Here is a 16,121-nt window from a genome sequence, read left to right as displayed (position 1 = left end):
CAACACACCTGGCACTGCGTCAATCGTCCGTACACCTCATTGACACCCTGTCGTGGCACGCCACATGGTCGGCACCTCCGGCGCACCGGCCGGCAGCGTCAGCGAGCCGGTCGCCTCGAAGCCGAAGTGCTCGTACAGCGGCACGTTCGCGACGTCGCTGGACTCCAGGTACGCGGGCAGTCCGGCGGCGTCCGCCCGCTCCAGCCCGGCCCGCAGCAGGGCCGCGCCGACGCCGTGGCCCTGCTGGTCCGGCTCGACGCCGATGATGTACAGGTACCAGTGCGCCTCCCGCGGGTGCACCGCCCAACTGGCGCGCTGGAACGCCTCGCCGTAGCGGATCCGGCGGCCGTAGCCGCGCAGGAACCCGGGCGCGCTGAGCAACTGCCGGTGCAGCGGATCACGCCAGTGGTGCGGCGGCAGCCACACCGTGCCGCCCAGGACGACGCCGTCCCGCTCGGCGAGCTGCACCGTGCCGTGCCGCAGCGCCTCGTGCCGCAGGATGGTGTCGAAGATCCGCTCGATCCGCCGCAGCCGGCTGCGCTGATCCGGCAGCGACCAGAGGAACTGCGGATCGTCGTAGAACGCCCGCGCCAACACCCCCGCGAGCTCGACCCGATCCGCCCGAAATGCCTGACGCACCGTCATGTCTGCCATGGGGCACGAGTCTAGGCCCCGTCCGAGGACCGGGGAACGTCGATGGGGACCGGCACGGCGCCGGTCCCCATCAAGAGGTCGAACGGTGCCGCTCAGGCCACGTCCGGCGGGTAGAGCTGTGCGGGGATCCGTGCGGCGGCCGGGCGGTCGAGGAGCCAGAGGGTGCGCTGGCGGCCGGTCGCGCCCGAGGCCGGGGCCTGGAGTTCGCCGGGGCCGGAGAGGGCCATGGCGACGGCGGCGGCCTTGTCCTCGCCGGCGGCGAGCAGCCAGACCTCGCGGGCGGCCCGGATCGCCGGGAGGGTGAGCGAGACGCGGGTGGGCGGGGGCTTGGGAGCGCCCCGGACCCCGATCACGGTCAGCTCGGTCTCGCGGACCCCCGGGTGCTCGGGGAAGAGCGAGGCCACGTGCGTGTCCGGGCCGACGCCCAGCAGCAGCACGTCGAAGGTCGGCACCCGCAGGCGTTCCTGCGGGCTCGCGGCCTTGGCCAGCTCGGCGGCGTAGGAGGCGGCGGCCGCCTCCGGGGAGCCGTCCGGGCCGTCGGAGGCCGGCATCGGGTGCACCCGGGCCGGGTCCAGCGGGACCGCGTCGAGCAGCTCGGCGCGCGCCTGCGTGTAGTTGCGCTCCGGGTCCCCCTCGGGGAGGAACCGCTCGTCGCCCCACCACAGGTCGAGCCGGGACCAGTCGACCGCGTCCCGCGCCGGGGAGGCGGCGAGCGCGGCCAGCAGCGCGTTGCCGTTGCGCCCGCCCGTCAGCACCACCGAGGCGGAGCCGCGTGCGGACTGGGCGTCCACGATCCTGGTGATCAGCCGGGCAGCCGCGGCAAGGGCCATGAGCTCCTTGTCGCGGTGCACGACCAGTTGCGGCGCGGTCACTTCTGGGTCCGGGAGGAGGACGCCGTCGCCTTCTTGGCGGCCGGCTTCGCGGCCGGCTTGTTCGCCGGCGGGTCGACGACCTCGCTGGTGGAGGACTGCGAGTGCAGGTTGTCCACGCCGTAGCGGACCGCCGAGGCGTAGATCAGGTCCGGGTCCAGGCGGCGCAGCTCCTCGGCGATCAGCTCCGAGGTCTCGCGTCGCTTGAGCGCCACCATCCGGTCCGGCTGGCCCGGCATGGACAGCTTGGCCAGCAGGCCGTCCGGACGGTCCAGGCAGACGTCGCCGTCGGCGGTGTGCATCCGGACCGCGGTGATGCCGGGGCCCTCGCTGACCGTCCGCTCCACCTTGATCTTCAGCCGCTCGGCCAGCCAGAGCGCCAGCAGTTCGGTGCTCGGGTTGTACGACTCGCCCTCGACCGAGGCGGACTCGACCGCCACGTGGCGCTGGTCCAGCGCCGCCGCCAGCATCGAGCGCCACGGGGTGATCCGGGTCCAGGCCAGGTCGGTGTCGCCGGGGGCGTAGGAGTCGGCCCGGGCGGCGAGCTGGGTGACCGGGTTCTCCGCCGTGACGGCGTCGGTGATCCGACGCTGGGCCAGCGCGCCGAGCGGGTCCTCGGACGGGCTCTTCGGCGCGTTCTCCGGCCACCAGACGACGACGGGGGCGTCCGGCAGCAGCAGCGGCAGCACGACCGACTGGGCGTGCGCGGCCAGTTCGCCGTGCAGCCGCAGCACGACCGTCTCGCCGGTGCCCGAGTCCGAGCCGACCCGCACCTCGGCGTCCAGCCGGGCCTCGGCCCGGGCCCGGGGCGAGCGCCCCGGACGCTTGATGACGGCCAGGATGCGCGAGGGGTGCTCGCGCGAGGCGTCGGAGGCGGCCTTGAGCGCGTCGTAGGCGCTGCCCTCGTCGGTGACGATGACCAGGGTCAGCACCATGCCGACGGTCGCCGTGCCGATGGCCCGGCGCGCGTCGATCAGCGCCGCGTTGATCTTGCTGGAGTTGGTGTCCGTCAGATCGATCTTCATGGCCGACGCCAGCTCCTGCCGTCTCGTGCGAGCATCTCGTCCGCTTCCTCGGGGCCCCAGGTGCCCGCCTGGTACTGCGCGGGGCGCCCGTGCTTGTCCCAGAACTGCTCGATGGGGTCCAGGATCCGCCAGGACTCCTCGACCTCCTGGTGGCGCGGGAACAGGTTCGCGTCCCCGAGCAGCACGTCCAGGATCAGTCGCTCGTAGGCCTCGGGGCTGGACTCGGTGAAGGACTCGCCGTAGGCGAAGTCCATCGTCACGTCCCGCACCTCCATCGAGGTGCCCGGCACCTTGGAGCCGAAGCGGACGGTGACGCCCTCGTCCGGCTGCACCCGGATGACCAGCGCGTTCTGGCCCAGCTCCTCCGTCGCCGCGGCGTCGAAGGGCAGGTAGGGGGCGCGCTGGAAGACGACCGCGATCTCCGTGACGCGGCGGCCCAGACGCTTGCCGGTGCGCAGGTAGAACGGGACGCCGGCCCAGCGCCGGTTGTTGATCTCCAGCTTCACCGCGGCGAAGGTGTCGGTCTTGGACTTGGGGTCGATCCCCTCCTCCTCCAGGTAGCCGAGCACCTCCTCGCCGCCCTGCCAGCCGTGCGCGTACTGGCCGCGCACGGTGTGCTTGCCCAGGTCCTCGGGGATCCTGACCGCGGAGAGCACCTTGAGCTTCTCGCCGACCAGCGCCTTCGGGTGGAAGGAGGCGGGCTCCTCCATCGCGGTCAGCGCCATCAGCTGCAGCAGGTGGTTCTGGATGACGTCGCGCGCCGCGCCGATGCCGTCGTAGTAGCCCGCGCGACCGCCGATGCCGATGTCCTCGGCCATGGTGATCTGCACGTGGTCGACGTAGCCGCGGTTCCAGATCGGCTCGAACATCGAGTTGGCGAAGCGCAGCGCCAGGATGTTCTGGACCGTCTCCTTGCCGAGGTAGTGGTCGATCCGGAAGACCTCGTCCCGCGGGAAGACCTCGTGGACGACCTTGTTCAGCTCCTGCGCGGAGGCGAGGTCGTGCCCGAACGGCTTCTCGATGACGGCCCGGCGCCAGGAGGCCCTGGGCCCCTCCTGCCCGTTGGCGGGCAAGGAGGGCGGGTCGGCCAGGCCGTGCGCCTTGAGCTGCTGCACCACCTGCGGGAAGAACTTGGGCGGCACGGACAGGTAGAAGGCGAAGTTGCCGCCGGTGCCCTGAGCCTTGTCCAGCTCCTCGATGGTCTCGCGCAGCTTCTCGAAGGCCGCGTCGTCCACGAACTCGCCCTGGACGAAGCGCATGCCCTTGGCCAGCTGCTGCCAGACCTCCTCACGGAAGGGCGTGCGCGAGTGCTCCTTGACGGAGTCGTGCACGACCTGGGCGAAGTCCTCGTCCTCCCAGTCGCGGCGGGCGAAGCCGACGAGCGAGAAGCCCGGCGGCAGCAGGCCGCGGTTGGCGAGGTCGTAGATGGCCGGCATCAGTTTCTTGCGCGACAGGTCGCCGGTGACACCGAAGATGACGAGGCCGGACGGCCCCGCGATGCGCGGGAGCCGTCGGTCCGCCGGGTCACGCAGCGGGTTGATCCACACGTTCGTCTCGCCGGACTCGTCGTCCGGCGTGAAGCCGTCGAGGGCGGGGTCGTCCCCCACCGCCGCTGGATCGGTCACTTGTCAGAGCCGCCCTTCGCGTCGAGGGACTGCTGCACCGTCTCCAGCAGTTCCTTCCAGGAGACCTCGAACTTGTCGACGCCCTCGTCCTCGAGCAGCTGGACGACGTCGTCGTAGGAGACGCCGAGCGCTTCGAGCTTGTCGAGCACGCCCTTCGCGTCCGCGTACTCGCCCGTGACGGTGTCACCGCGGACGACGCCGTGGTCGGCGACGGCGTCCAGGGTGGCCTCGGGCATGGTGTTGACGGTGCCGGGGGCGACCAGGTCCACGACGTACATGGTGTCGTCGTAGTTCGGGTCCTTGACGCCGGTCGAGGCCCACAGCGGACGCTGCGGCTTGGCGCCGGCGGCGGCCAGGGCGTTCCAGCGCTCGCTGCCGAAGACCTCCTCGTAGGCCTCGTAGGCGAGCCGCGCGTTGGCGACGGCCGCCCGGCCCTTGAGGGCGAGCGCCTCCTCGGTGCCGATCTTCGTCAGCCGCTTGTCGATCTCCGTGTCCACGCGGGACACGAAGAAGGAGGCGACCGACTCGATCGTGGAGAGGTCGTGGCCGTTGGCCTTCGCCTGCTCCAGACCGGTCAGGAAGGCGTCCATGACGGCCTTGTAGCGGTCGAGCGAGAAGATCAGCGTCACGTTGACGCTGATGCCCTCGGCGAGCACCGCGCTGATCGCCGGCAGGCCCGCGAGGGTGGCCGGGATCTTGATGAAGGTGTTGGGGCGGTCGACCAGCCACCACAGCTGCTTGGCCTCGGCGATGGTCGGCGCCGTCTCGTGCGCCAGGCGCGGGTCGACCTCGATGGAGACCCGGCCGTCGCGGCCGTTGCTCGCGTCGTACACCGGGCGCAGCACGTCGGCCGCGTCGCGGACGTCGGCGGAGGTCATCATCCGCACGGCCTCGTCGACGGTGACGCCGCGCACGGCCAGGTCGGCCAGCTGGGCCTCGTAGCCGTCGCCGGAGCCGATCGCCTTCTGGAAGATCGACGGGTTGGTGGTCACGCCCACCACGTGCTTGTCGCGGACCAGCTCGGCCAGGTTGCCCGAGGTCAGCCGCTTGCGGGACAGGTCGTCCAGCCAGATCGCCACGCCCTCGTCACTGAGGCGCGCAAGAGAGTCGGTCATGATGAATCACTTTCCTCAAGTCTCGAAGGGTTCAGCTGCCGGCGGCGGCCAGAGATTCCCTGGCGGCGGCGGTGACGGCCTCGGGCGTGAACCCGAACTCGCGGAACAGCACCTTGGCGTCGGCGCTCGCGCCGAAGTGCTCCAGGCTGACGATGCGTCCGGCCTCGCCGACGAAGCGGTACCAGGTCAGCGCGATGCCGGCCTCGACCGCGACGCGCGCCTTGACCGAGGGCGGCAGCACGCTGTCGCGGTACTCCTTGGTCTGCTCCTCGAACCACTCGATCGACGGCATCGACACGACGCGGGTCGGGACGCCCTCGGCCTGCAGCGCCTCGCGGGCCGCGACGGCGAGCTGCAGCTCGGAGCCGGTGCCGATGAGGACGACCTTCGCCTCGCCGCCCTCGGCCTCGGTGTGCACGTAGCCGCCCTTGGCCGCGTCCTCGTTGCGGGCGTAGGTCGGCACGCCCTGGCGGGTCAGCGCCAGACCGTGCGGGGCCGGGTTGGCGGTGTGGCGGCGGGTGATCTCGGCCCAGGCCACGGCCGTCTCGTTGGCGTCGGCCGGACGGACGATGTTGAGGCCGGGGATGGCCCGCAGCACGGCGAGGTGCTCGACCGGCTGGTGGGTCGGGCCGTCCTCGCCCAGGCCGATGGAGTCGTGCGTCCACACGTAGGTGACCGGCAGCTTCATCAGCGCGGCCAGGCGGACCGCCGGACGCATGTAGTCGGAGAAGACCAGGAAGGTGCCGCCGTAGATCCGGGTGTTCCCGTGCAGCGCGATGCCGTTCATGGTCGAGCCCATGGCGTGCTCGCGGATGCCCCAGTGCACCGTGCGGCCGTACGGGCTGGCCTCGGGCAGCGGGTTGCCCACCGGGAGGAAGGACGAGGAGGCGTCGATGGTGGTGTTGTTGGAGCCGGCCAGGTCGGCCGAGCCGCCCCACAGCTCCGGCAGCACGCCGCCCAGACCGACCAGGACCTTGCCGGAGGCGGCGCGGGTCGCGATCGAGGAGCCGGTCTCGAAGGAGGGGATGCTCTGCTCCCAGCCCTCGGGCAGCTCGCCCGCGGTGATCCGGTCGAAGGAGGCGGCCCGCTGCGGGTTGGCGGTGCGCCAGTCCGCGAGCTGCTTCTCCCACTCGGCCTTGGCCTGCGCGCCGCGCTCGCCGACCTTGCGGGCGTGCGCCAGCACCTCGGGCGCGACGACGAAGGACTTCTCCGGATCGAAGCCGAGCACGCGCTTGGTGGCCGCGACCTCGTCCGCGCCGAGCGCGGAGCCGTGCGCGGCCTCGGTGTTCTGCGCGTTCGGCGCGGGCCAGGCGATGATCGTGCGCATCGCGATGATGGACGGCCTGCCCGTCTCGTTCCTGGCGGCGGTCAGCGCGGCGTTCAGCGCGTGCACGTCCACGTCGCCGGAGGCGGCGGGCTCGATGCGCTGGATGTGCCAGCCGTAGGCCTCGTAGCGCTTCAGCACGTCCTCGGAGAAGGCGGTCTCGGTGTCGCCCTCGATCGAGATGTGGTTGTCGTCGTACAGGAAGACCAGGTTGCCCAGCTTCTGGTGGCCGGCCAGCGAGGACGCCTCGGAGGAGATGCCCTCCTCCAGGTCGCCGTCGGAGACGATCGCCCAGATGGTCTGGTCGAAGGGGGAGGCTCCCTGGGGAGCCTCCGGGTCGAACAGGCCGCGCTCGTAGCGGCTGGCCATCGCCATGCCGACGGCGTTGCCGACGCCCTGCCCCAGCGGACCGGTCGTGGTCTCGACGCCCACGGTGTGGCCGTGCTCGGGGTGGCCCGGGGTCAGCGAGCCCCAGGTGCGGAAGGACTCCAGGTCCTCCAGGGTCAGGCCGTAGCCCGAGAGGTAGAGCTGGATGTAGAGGGTCAGCGAGGTGTGGCCCGGCGACAGCACGAAGCGGTCGCGGCCGACCCACTGCGCGTCGGAGGGGTCGTGGCGCAGGAAGCGCTGGTAGATCAGGTACGCGGCCGGAGCCAGGCTCATCGCCGTACCGGGGTGGCCGTTTCCGACCTTCTGCACTGCGTCCGCCGCCAGGACGCGGACGGTGTCGACCGCCCTCTGGTCAAGCTCGGTCCACTCGAAGGTGTTGCTCGGCGTCGTGCTCACCCTGAATCAGGGCTCCTTCCGTAACGTCTTTCGACCCGGCCCGAGGAGCCGACAACGGCGGCGGTTTCTGGGCTCAGAGCGTTGACCCGCTTTACAAAAGCGAGCCTACCGCTCATACGAGCAAGCGTTCCCGCTGAACGAGGCAACCCGGTTACCGAGGCCCGACAGCTGCCCGACGAGGGGTTTTCGGTGCGCTTACGACGGGCTTTGCCCCGACACGGGGCCCCGCCGCCGAGCCGGAGATACGGAGCGTCTAAGGTGGCGTGGTACTGCTGAGCTTCATCAACCAGGGGTGTTCGTGACCGCCGTCGAAACACGTCCGGCCGGTCTGGTCAAGGGGAACCCCGGGCATCGGCCGCTGAAGGCCCGTGTCGGGGCCTTCATCGCACTGACCAAACCGCGGATCATCGAGCTGCTGCTGATCACCACCGTTCCGGTGATGTTCCTGGCCCAGCGCGGTGTTCCCGACCTGCTGCTGGTCCTGACCGTCGTGGTCGGCGGCTACCTGTCGGCGGGCGGCGCCAACGCGCTCAACATGTACATCGACCGGGACATCGACGCGCTGATGCACCGGACCGAGCAGCGCCCGCTGGTGACCGGCATCGTCTCGCCGCGCGAGGCCCTGGTCTTCGGCATCTCCCTCGCCGTCGGGTCGACGGCGTGGTTCGCGCTCCTGGTCAACCCGCTGAGCGCGGCGCTGTCGCTGGCGGCGCTCCTCTTCTACGTCTTCGTCTACACACTGGGCCTCAAGCGCCGCACCGCGCAGAACATCGTCTGGGGCGGGATCGCGGGCTGCATGCCGGTCTTCATTGGCTGGTCGGCGGTGACGAACTCGCTGGGCTGGGCCCCGCTGGTGCTCTTCCTGGTCATCTTCTTCTGGACGCCGCCGCACTACTGGCCGCTGTCGATGAAGGTGAAGGAGGACTACGCCAACGCGGGCGTGCCGATGCTGCCGGTGCTGGCCACGAACGAGGCCGTGGCGAAGCAGATCGTCGCCTACAGCTGGGTGATGGTCGCCGTCTCGCTCGCGCTGTGGCCGCTGGGCCACACGAGTGTCGTCTACCCGGCGACCGCGGTGGCGCTCGGCGCGCTGTGGCTCAAGGAGGCCCACGGCCTGCTCTCCCGCGCCAAGGCGGGGGTCACGGGCGCGAAGCTCAAGGAGATGCGACTGTTCCACTGGTCGATCACCTATCTGACGCTGCTCTTCGTCGAGATCGCGATCGACCCCTTCCTGAAGTAGTCCCGACTCCGTTCGCGCTCCTCCGGGCCCCGATGTGCCTTACCGCACACCGGGGCCCGGTCGTATGTCCGGCTACCCCTGAGTAATCTGCTGTCCATGACCGAAGAGACCACCGCCACCGCCCTGTCCCCGCGTGACGAGAAGCGCGCCGCGCGCATCGCCAAGAACGTCAAGGCCTTCGCCGCGGCCCACGGCGGCAGCGCGGACGGTGTCGTCGAGTACGTCGGCACGCTCGCCACCCGGATCGCCCTGGTCGGCGCGGACGGCGCGTGGGGCGACCAGGTCGCCCCCAGCTACGCGGTGGCCGAGCGGGCGGTGGAGCTGTCCGGCGTCAACCGCGCGGAGAACTTCGAGGGCGAGCTGGGCCTCAGGGTGAAGACCGGCGCCTACGAGTGGCGCCGGATGGCCGGCATCCAGCTCGGCAGCTGACGCTCCCAGGAACGCACGAAAGAACGCCCCCGGCCGACCGGCCGGGGGCGTTCTTCGTGCGTCCGTGGTCGTGCCGCTCAGGCGACGGCCAGGGCCTCGATGTCGGCCGGGCGGGGCAGCGCGTCGGCTGCGGGGCGGACGCGGAGCGAGAGGTGCAGGCGCAGCACCGCGATCCAGCACAGGGCGGCGCCCAGCAGGTGGATGCCGACCAGCAGCTCGGGCACGTGGGTGAAGTACTGGACGAAGCCGAGGACGCCCTGGGCGAGGAGCACGGCCAGGAACTCCTTCGCCGCGCGGCGGGGCGCGTGGGGGGCGTCGACGGCCATCAGGACGAAGAGCATGGCCACGGCGAGGCCGACGCTGATCATCGCGAAGTCGGCGTGGAACTGGGTGATCTTGTCCCAGTCGAACGGCATCCGCTTCACGTCGCTGCTGTCGCCCGGGTGCGGGCCGGTGCCGGTGACCAGGGTGCCCGCGACGACCAGCAGGGCGGTCATGGCGACCGTGACGCGGGAGAGGTGGATGATCGGGCGGCCGACCGTGCGTACCGGCGCGCCGTCGCCCTCACGGGTGCGCTGCCACATGGCCAGCGAGGTGAGGATCAGCAGCATCGAGCTGAGGAAGTGCAGCGAGACCACGTAGGGGTTCAGGTGCGTCAGCACGGTGATCCCGCCGATGACGGCTTCGGCCACGATGATCCAGAACTGGTACCACCCGAGCCGCGTCACGTCCTTGCGGTGCGGCTTCGCACAGCGCGCGGCGATGATCGCCAGACCGACGACGACGCAGATCACGTCCGTCAGCATCCGGTTGCCGAACTCGATCAGGCCGTGGACGCCCATCGCCGACGTCGGCGCGAGCGTCGACGACGTGCAGGTGGGCCAGGTCGGGCAGCCGAGACCGGAGCCGGTCAGCCGCACCGCACCACCGGTGACGATGATCAGGACGCTGCACACCAGCGTCGCCAGCGCCGCACGCCGGACCCACTGGTCCGGGACGGTGACGCGCTCGGCGAGAAGGGAGAAGGGGGTACGCACGCGATTCATGGTAGTTCGCGCCCTCCCGCCCTCCGGACCGGGGGGCCGTGATGGGGCCCATCTCACTCGGGAGCCGGGCCGCCGCCGCGGCGAGGGCCGCAGGCCGGGGCGGTCGGGCTGCGGCCTGCCGGCCGACAGTCTGCGCCGCTCACCTGCGCGGCAGCCTGCTGCACTTTTCGTGACCGGCCCGAGGTTGCTACTCCCAGCGGAAGAAGCGTGCCGCCGCGGTCAGGCCCACGACGGCCCAGGCGGCGAGGATGCCGAGGTCGGACCAGGGCATGGTGGCGCCGGTCTGGAGGACCGCGCGGAGGCCGTCGGAGAGGGCGCTGATGGGGAGGGCTTCCAGGACCGGGCGGACGGCGGAGGGGAACCTGGAGAGGGGGACGATGACGCCGCCGGCCAGCAGCAGCAGGATGAAGACGAGGTTGGCCGCGGCCAGGGTCGCCTCCGCCTTGAGGGTGCCGGCCATCAGCAGGCCGAGGCCGGAGAAGGCGGCGGTGCCGGCGACCAGGAGGAGCAGGACGGCGAACGGGTTGCCGTGCGGGTGCCAGCCGAGGGCGAGGGCGATGAGGGTCAGCAGGGCGACCTGGAGGACCTCGGTGACCAGGACGCTGCCGGTCTTCGCGGTCATCAGCGCCCAGCGCGGCAGCGGGCTCGCGCCCAGCCGCTTGAGGACGCCGTAACGGCGCTCGAAGCCCGTCGCGATGGCCTGGCCGGTGAAGGCCGTCGACATCACGGCGAGCGCCAGCAGGCCCGGGGCGAGGAAGTCGACGCGCTTGCCGGGCCCGGTCACGGCGACGATGTCGACCGCGCTGAAGAGAACCAGCAGCACGCTCGGGATGACGACGGTGAGCAGCAGTTGCTCGCCGTTGCGCAGCAGCAGCCTGGTCTCCAGGGCGGTCTGGGCGCGCAGCATGCGGCCGAGGGGCGCCGCGCCCGGCTGCGGGGCGTAGTCGGTGGTCACCACGGTCGTCACGCGCGCAGGTCCCTTCCGGTCAGGTCGAGGAAGACGTCTTCGAGAGTTCGGCGCTCCACCGCGAGGTTCTCCGGCATGACGCCGGACTGCGCGCACCAGCTGGTCACCGTCGCCAGCAGTTGCGGGTCGACCTCGCCGGTGACCAGGTAGCTGCCGGGCGTCAGCTCGGCGGCGGTGCAGTCGTCGGGCAGGGCCTTGAGCAGGGTGCCGAGGTCGAGGCCCGAGCGGCCCTGGAAGCGGAGCGTGTTGCCCGCCCCGCCCCGGCACAGCTCCTGCGGGCTGCCCTGCGCGATGACCCGGCCGGCGTCGACGATGGCCACGTCGTCGGCCAGCTGTTCGGCCTCGTCCATGTGGTGGGTGGTGAGCACGATGCTGACGCCGTCGCGGCGCAGGTCGCGGACCAGGTCCCAGGTGGCGCGGCGGGCCTGCGGGTCGAGCCCGGCCGTGGGCTCGTCGAGGAAGACCAGCTCGGGGCGGCCGACCACGGCCATCGCCAGCGCGAGCCGCTGCTGCTGGCCGCCGGAGAGGCGGCGGTAGACGGTGCGGCCGCAGGAGCCGAGGCCCAGCCGCTCGGCGAGCTCGTCGACGTCGAGCGGGTGGGCGTGCAGCTTCGCCGTGTGCCTGAGCATCTCCAGCGCGCGGGCGCCCGGGTAGATGCCGCCGGACTGGAGCATCACGCCGATCCGCGGGCGCAGCGCGGCGGCCTCGGCGACCGGGTCCAGGCCCAGGACGCGGACGGTGCCGGCGTCGGGGCGGCGGTAGCCCTCGCAGGTCTCGACGGTCGTGGTCTTGCCCGCGCCGTTGGGGCCGAGCACGGCGGTCAGCGTGCCGTGGCGAACGGTGAGGTCGAGGCCGTCCACGGCGGTCTTGCCGCCGTAGCGCTTGACGAGGCCCCGGATCGATACCGCGGGGGTCTCCTCGGCGGCGGCGTGCTCATGCATGCGGACGAGTCTACGAAGCCGCGGCGCGGCCGCCGCCAACGGGGGCGGCGGACCCGGTTCCTGGCGGGCAGGAAGCTCGTCGGCGGCGCGGGATTCACCCGCCCGGTCCAGCCCCGCCCGTCCGCCGTGGCGGGCCGCCGGGCCCGCCGTACGGCCTGGGTCGCGGCCTTGGGGGAGACCGGTCCCGGCCGCCGCGGGGCGGGCGAGCGGCGCTCTGATTAGGTAACCCTTAGTGATGGACCGCACGTCCGGCGCTGACCAGCGGCGCTTGTTCCCTCGGAAGGAATTACGCAACAATGGCGTTGTGAAATACATGCGCGAGATGTTGGAGACGGGCGGCGAGGCGGTCGACGCGACTGCCTCCGCCACGCACGCCCACGCCTCCTCCTCGCGCGACCGGATCGCCCGCTCGATCCTGGACCACGGCCCCTCCAGCGCGGCCGACCTGGCCGAGCGGCTCGGCATCACCCAGGCCGCCGTGCGCCGCCAGCTCGACGCGCTGACCGGCGCGGGCCTCGTCACCTCGCGGGAGCAGAAGGTCTACGGCCACCGCGGCCGCGGCCGCCCCGCCCGGGTGTTCGTGCTCACCGACTCCGGCCGAAGCACCTTCTACCAGGCCTACGACCAGCTCGCGGCCGACGCGCTCAGCTTCCTGGCCGAGTCCGTCGGCGGCGGCGAGAAGGGCAAGGAGGCGCTGGCCGCCTTCGCCCGCGCCCGCCTCGCCCGCGACGCCGAGCGCTACGCCGGCTCGATGGACGAGTGCCCGGACACCCCGACCAAGGCGCAGGCACTGGCCGGAGCGCTCAGCGAGGACGGTTACGCTGCCACCGTGCGCAGCGCCCCGCTCGGCGAGCAGCTCTGCCAGCACCACTGCCCGGTGGCACACATCGCCGAGCAGTTCCCCCAGTTCTGCGAGGCCGAGACCGAGGTCTTCTCGCAGCTGCTGGGCACCCACGTGCAGCGCCTGGCGACCATCGCCCACGGAGACGGTGTCTGCACCACCTTCGTGCCGCGGGCCGCACCGCCCGTCACCGAGACCACCACACGTTCGACCGACTCACGCACCACTCACGACGTCGCCGCATCCGGGAGGAACCCCGCATGACCACCACCGCTCACCCGGAGCTCGAGGGCCTCGGCAACTACGAGTTCGGCTGGTCCGACTCCGACGAGGCCGGCGCCGCGGCGAAGCGCGGTCTGAACGAGGACGTCGTCCGCGACATCTCGGCGAAGAAGAACGAGCCCGAGTGGATGCTCAAGCTGCGTCTCAAGGGCCTGAAGCTCTTCGACAAGAAGCCCATGCCGACCTGGGGCTCCGACCTCACCGGCATCGACTTCGACAACATCAAGTACTTCGTCCGGTCGACCGAGAAGACGGCCGAGTCCTGGGAGGACCTGCCCGAGGACATCAAGAACACCTACGACAAGCTGGGCATCCCCGAGGCGGAGAAGCAGCGCCTGGTCGCCGGTGTCGCCGCCCAGTACGAGTCCGAGGTGGTCTACCACCAGATCAACAAGGAGCTCGAGGCCCAGGGCGTCATCTTCCTGGACACCGACACCGCGCTGAAGGAGCACCCGGAGCTCTTCCAGGAGTACTTCGGCACGGTCATCCCGGTCGGCGACAACAAGTTCGCCTCGCTGAACTCCGCGGTCTGGTCCGGCGGCTCGTTCATCTACGTGCCGAAGGGCGTGCACGTCGAGATCCCGCTGCAGGCCTACTTCCGGATCAACACCGAGAACATGGGCCAGTTCGAGCGGACGCTGATCATCGTCGACGAGGACGCCTACGTCCACTACGTCGAGGGCTGCACCGCCCCGATCTACTCCTCGGACTCGCTGCACAGCGCCGTCGTCGAGATCATCGTCAAGAAGGGCGGCCGCTGCCGCTACACGACGATCCAGAACTGGTCGAACAACGTCTACAACCTGGTCACCAAGCGCGCCGTGGCCTACGAGGGCGCGACCATGGAGTGGATCGACGGCAACATCGGTTCCAAGGTCACCATGAAGTACCCGGCCGTCTACCTGATGGGCGAGCACGCCAAGGGCGAGACGCTCTCCATCGCGTTCGCGGGCGAGGGCCAGCACCAGGACGCCGGGGCCAAGATGGTCCACATGGCGCCGAACACCTCCTCCAACATCGTCTCCAAGTCGGTGGCGCGAGGCGGCGGCCGCACCAGCTACCGCGGCCTGATCGAGATCGGCGAGGGCTCCAAGGGCGCGAAGTCCAACGTGCTCTGCGACGCCCTGCTGGTGGACACGATCTCCCGCTCCGACACCTACCCCTACGTCGACGTCCGCGAGGACGACGTCTCCATGGGTCACGAGGCGACGGTCTCCAAGGTCTCCGACGACCAGCTCTTCTACCTGATGAGCCGCGGACTCACCGAGTTCGAGGCCATGGCGATGATCGTCCGCGGTTTCGTGGAGCCGATCGCCAAGGAGCTGCCGATGGAGTACGCGCTGGAGCTCAACCGGCTGATCGAGCTGCAGATGGAAGGCGCTGTCGGCTGACGTCCGACCGCCCGCACAGCTGCCAGAATTCCCTTCCAGAAAGCGAGTAGCACGACAGCCATGGCTGACGTCACCACCACCCCCGGAGGGTCCACCACCTCCGGCTCGATCCAGGTCGCCGGTGTGCCCGGCGAGTTCGCCGCCGCCCAGCCGACGGACGCGCGCACCGAGGCCGTCGCCTCCTACGACGTCGCGGACTTCCCCGTCCCCGGCGGCCGCGAGGAGAACTGGCGCTTCACGCCGCTGCACCGCCTCAGGGGCCTGCACGACGGCACCGCCGAGGCCACCTCCGGTGCGATCAAGGTCGACGTGACCGCCCCCGAGGGCGTCCTCGTCACCGCCGTCGAGCGTGACGACGCCCGCGTGGGCGCCGCCGGCAAGCCGGTCGACCGCGTCGCCGCGCAGGCGTTCAGCAGCTTCGGCAAGGCCGGCCTGGTCTCCATCCCGAAGGACGCGCAGCTGACCGAGCCGGTCCGGATCACCATCCACGGCCAGGGCGGCGTCGCCTACGGCCACCAGGTGATCGAGGTCGGCGCGTTCGCCGAGGCCGTCGTGGTGATCGAGCACACCGGTGACGCCGTGCTCGCCGCCAACGTCGAGTACCTGATCGGCGACGGCGCCAAGCTGACGGTCGTCTCGGTCCAGGACTGGGAGGACACCGCCGTCCACGCCGCCCAGCACACCGCGCTGGTCGGCCGCGACGCGAGCTTCAAGTCCGTCGTCGTCACCTTCGGCGGCGACGTCGTCCGCCTGCACCCGCGGGTGATCTACGGCGGCACCGGCGGCGAGGCCGAGCTCTACGGCCTGTACTTCGCCGACGCCGGCCAGCACCTGGAGCACCGCCTCTTCGTCGACCACGACACGCCGCACTGCCGCTCGAACGTCGCCTACAAGGGCGCGCTCCAGGGCCAGGACGCGCACGCGGTCTGGGTCGGCGACGTGCTGATCCGCGCCGAGGCCGAGGGCACCGACACCTACGAGCTCAACCGCAACCTGCTGCTCACCGACGGCGCGCGGGTCGACTCGATCCCGAACCTGGAGATCGAGACCGGCGAGATCGTCGGCGCCGGACACGCCTCCGCGACCGGCCGCTTCGACGACGAGCAGCTCTTCTACCTGCAGTCGCGTGGCATCCCCGCCGACGAGGCGCGCCGCCTGGTGGTCCGCGGCTTCTTCGCCGAGCTGGTCCAGCAGATCGGCCTGCCGGAGCTCCAGGAGCGCCTGATCGAGAAGATCGACGCCGAGCTGGAGGCGACGGTCGGATGAGCGACAACGGATTCGTGCGCGTCGCGGCGCTGAGCGAGCTGGAGGCCGACACCCCCAAGCGGGTCGAGGTCGGCGGCGTCGCCGTCTCCGTGGTGTCGACCGAGGGCGAGGTCTTCGCCATCAACGACATCTGCTCGCACGCCAACGTCTCGCTCTCGGAGGGCGAGGTCGAGGACTGCACCATCGAGTGCTGGCTCCACGGCTCGCGCTTCGACCTGCGCACCGGCAAGCCCTCGGGCCTTCCCGCCACCCGGCCCGTCCCCGTGTACCCCGTAAAGATCGAAGGGGACGATGTGCTCGTCTCCGTCACCCAGGAGTCCTGA

Annotated in this window: 15 protein-coding genes; 6 read left to right on the top strand and 9 right to left on the bottom strand. The window is 71.2% G+C overall.

The window, feature by feature from the left end; translation table 11 throughout:
- Positions 1-36 precede the first annotated feature (36 nt).
- From BS83_RS34690 to tkt, 6 genes are all read right to left on the bottom strand, one after another.
- Positions 37-654 (bottom strand): GNAT family N-acetyltransferase, encoded by a 618-nt coding sequence (locus BS83_RS34690; RefSeq protein WP_037607323.1) that lies wholly within the window; start codon positions 652-654, stop codon positions 37-39.
- 92 nt (positions 655-746) lie between these two features.
- Positions 747-1,484: a 6-phosphogluconolactonase gene (pgl, locus tag BS83_RS34685; protein ID WP_051945737.1), complete on the bottom strand. Its 738-nt coding sequence runs from the start codon at positions 1,482-1,484 to the stop codon at positions 747-749.
- Between the two features lie 38 nt (positions 1,485-1,522).
- On the bottom strand, positions 1,523-2,548 hold the full coding sequence (gene opcA / locus BS83_RS34680) for a glucose-6-phosphate dehydrogenase assembly protein OpcA (protein WP_037599741.1): 1,026 nt from the start codon (positions 2,546-2,548) through the stop codon (positions 1,523-1,525).
- Entirely contained in the window at positions 2,545-4,095 is a 1,551-nt protein-coding gene (gene zwf / locus BS83_RS34675) for a glucose-6-phosphate dehydrogenase (protein ID WP_037610537.1), read from the bottom strand. Before zwf ends, opcA begins: the two co-directional genes overlap by 4 nt.
- A gap of 74 nt (positions 4,096-4,169) precedes the next feature.
- Positions 4,170-5,288: a transaldolase gene (gene tal, locus BS83_RS34670; RefSeq protein ID WP_037607321.1), complete on the bottom strand. Its 1,119-nt coding sequence runs from the start codon at positions 5,286-5,288 to the stop codon at positions 4,170-4,172.
- 31 nt (positions 5,289-5,319) lie between these two features.
- On the bottom strand, positions 5,320-7,395 hold the full coding sequence (gene tkt, locus BS83_RS34665) for a transketolase (protein WP_037607319.1): 2,076 nt from the start codon (positions 7,393-7,395) through the stop codon (positions 5,320-5,322).
- 298 nt (positions 7,396-7,693) lie between these two features.
- Between tkt and BS83_RS34660 the strand changes: the two genes are divergently transcribed.
- Both BS83_RS34660 and BS83_RS34655 read left to right on the top strand, forming a co-directional pair.
- Positions 7,694-8,635, top strand: coding sequence for a heme o synthase (locus tag BS83_RS34660; protein ID WP_037610536.1), 942 nt, complete (start codon positions 7,694-7,696; stop codon positions 8,633-8,635).
- A 96-nt stretch (positions 8,636-8,731) separates the two neighbouring features.
- Positions 8,732-9,064, top strand: coding sequence for a hypothetical protein (locus BS83_RS34655; protein WP_037607318.1), 333 nt, complete (start codon positions 8,732-8,734; stop codon positions 9,062-9,064).
- Positions 9,065-9,141: 77 nt separating this feature from the next.
- Here BS83_RS34655 and BS83_RS34650 read toward each other — a convergent pair whose 3' ends face one another.
- From BS83_RS34650 to BS83_RS34640, 3 genes are all read right to left on the bottom strand, one after another.
- On the bottom strand, positions 9,142-10,110 hold the full coding sequence (locus BS83_RS34650; protein ID WP_037607316.1) for a COX15/CtaA family protein: 969 nt from the start codon (positions 10,108-10,110) through the stop codon (positions 9,142-9,144).
- Positions 10,111-10,297: 187 nt separating this feature from the next.
- On the bottom strand, positions 10,298-11,017 hold the full coding sequence (locus BS83_RS34645) for an ABC transporter permease (RefSeq protein WP_084715204.1): 720 nt from the start codon (positions 11,015-11,017) through the stop codon (positions 10,298-10,300).
- 56 nt (positions 11,018-11,073) lie between these two features.
- Positions 11,074-12,018 carry an ABC transporter ATP-binding protein gene (locus BS83_RS34640; protein WP_037607314.1) on the bottom strand — a complete coding sequence of 315 codons (945 nt, stop codon included), beginning with the start codon at positions 12,016-12,018 and terminating at the stop codon, positions 11,074-11,076.
- 313 nt (positions 12,019-12,331) lie between these two features.
- Between BS83_RS34640 and BS83_RS34635 the strand changes: the two genes are divergently transcribed.
- From BS83_RS34635 to BS83_RS34620, 4 genes are read left to right on the top strand one after another with little or no spacing between them, the layout of a single operon-like run.
- Positions 12,332-13,123, top strand: a complete 792-nt coding sequence (locus tag BS83_RS34635; RefSeq protein WP_084714584.1) for a helix-turn-helix transcriptional regulator — start codon at positions 12,332-12,334, stop codon at positions 13,121-13,123.
- Positions 13,120-14,532 carry a Fe-S cluster assembly protein SufB gene (gene sufB, locus BS83_RS34630; protein WP_037607312.1) on the top strand — a complete coding sequence of 471 codons (1,413 nt, stop codon included), beginning with the start codon at positions 13,120-13,122 and terminating at the stop codon, positions 14,530-14,532. Before BS83_RS34635 ends, sufB begins: the two co-directional genes overlap by 4 nt.
- Before the next feature lie 60 nt (positions 14,533-14,592).
- Positions 14,593-15,798, top strand: coding sequence for a Fe-S cluster assembly protein SufD (sufD, locus tag BS83_RS34625; protein ID WP_037607311.1), 1,206 nt, complete (start codon positions 14,593-14,595; stop codon positions 15,796-15,798).
- Positions 15,795-16,121, top strand: coding sequence for a non-heme iron oxygenase ferredoxin subunit (locus BS83_RS34620; RefSeq protein ID WP_037607310.1), 327 nt, complete (start codon positions 15,795-15,797; stop codon positions 16,119-16,121). The genes sufD and BS83_RS34620 overlap by 4 nt, the downstream gene beginning before the upstream one ends.

The organism is Streptacidiphilus rugosus AM-16, assembly GCF_000744655.1.
GTDB lineage: Bacteria > Actinomycetota > Actinomycetes > Streptomycetales > Streptomycetaceae > Streptacidiphilus > Streptacidiphilus rugosus.
This window is presented reverse-complemented; position numbering and strand designations above follow the sequence as displayed.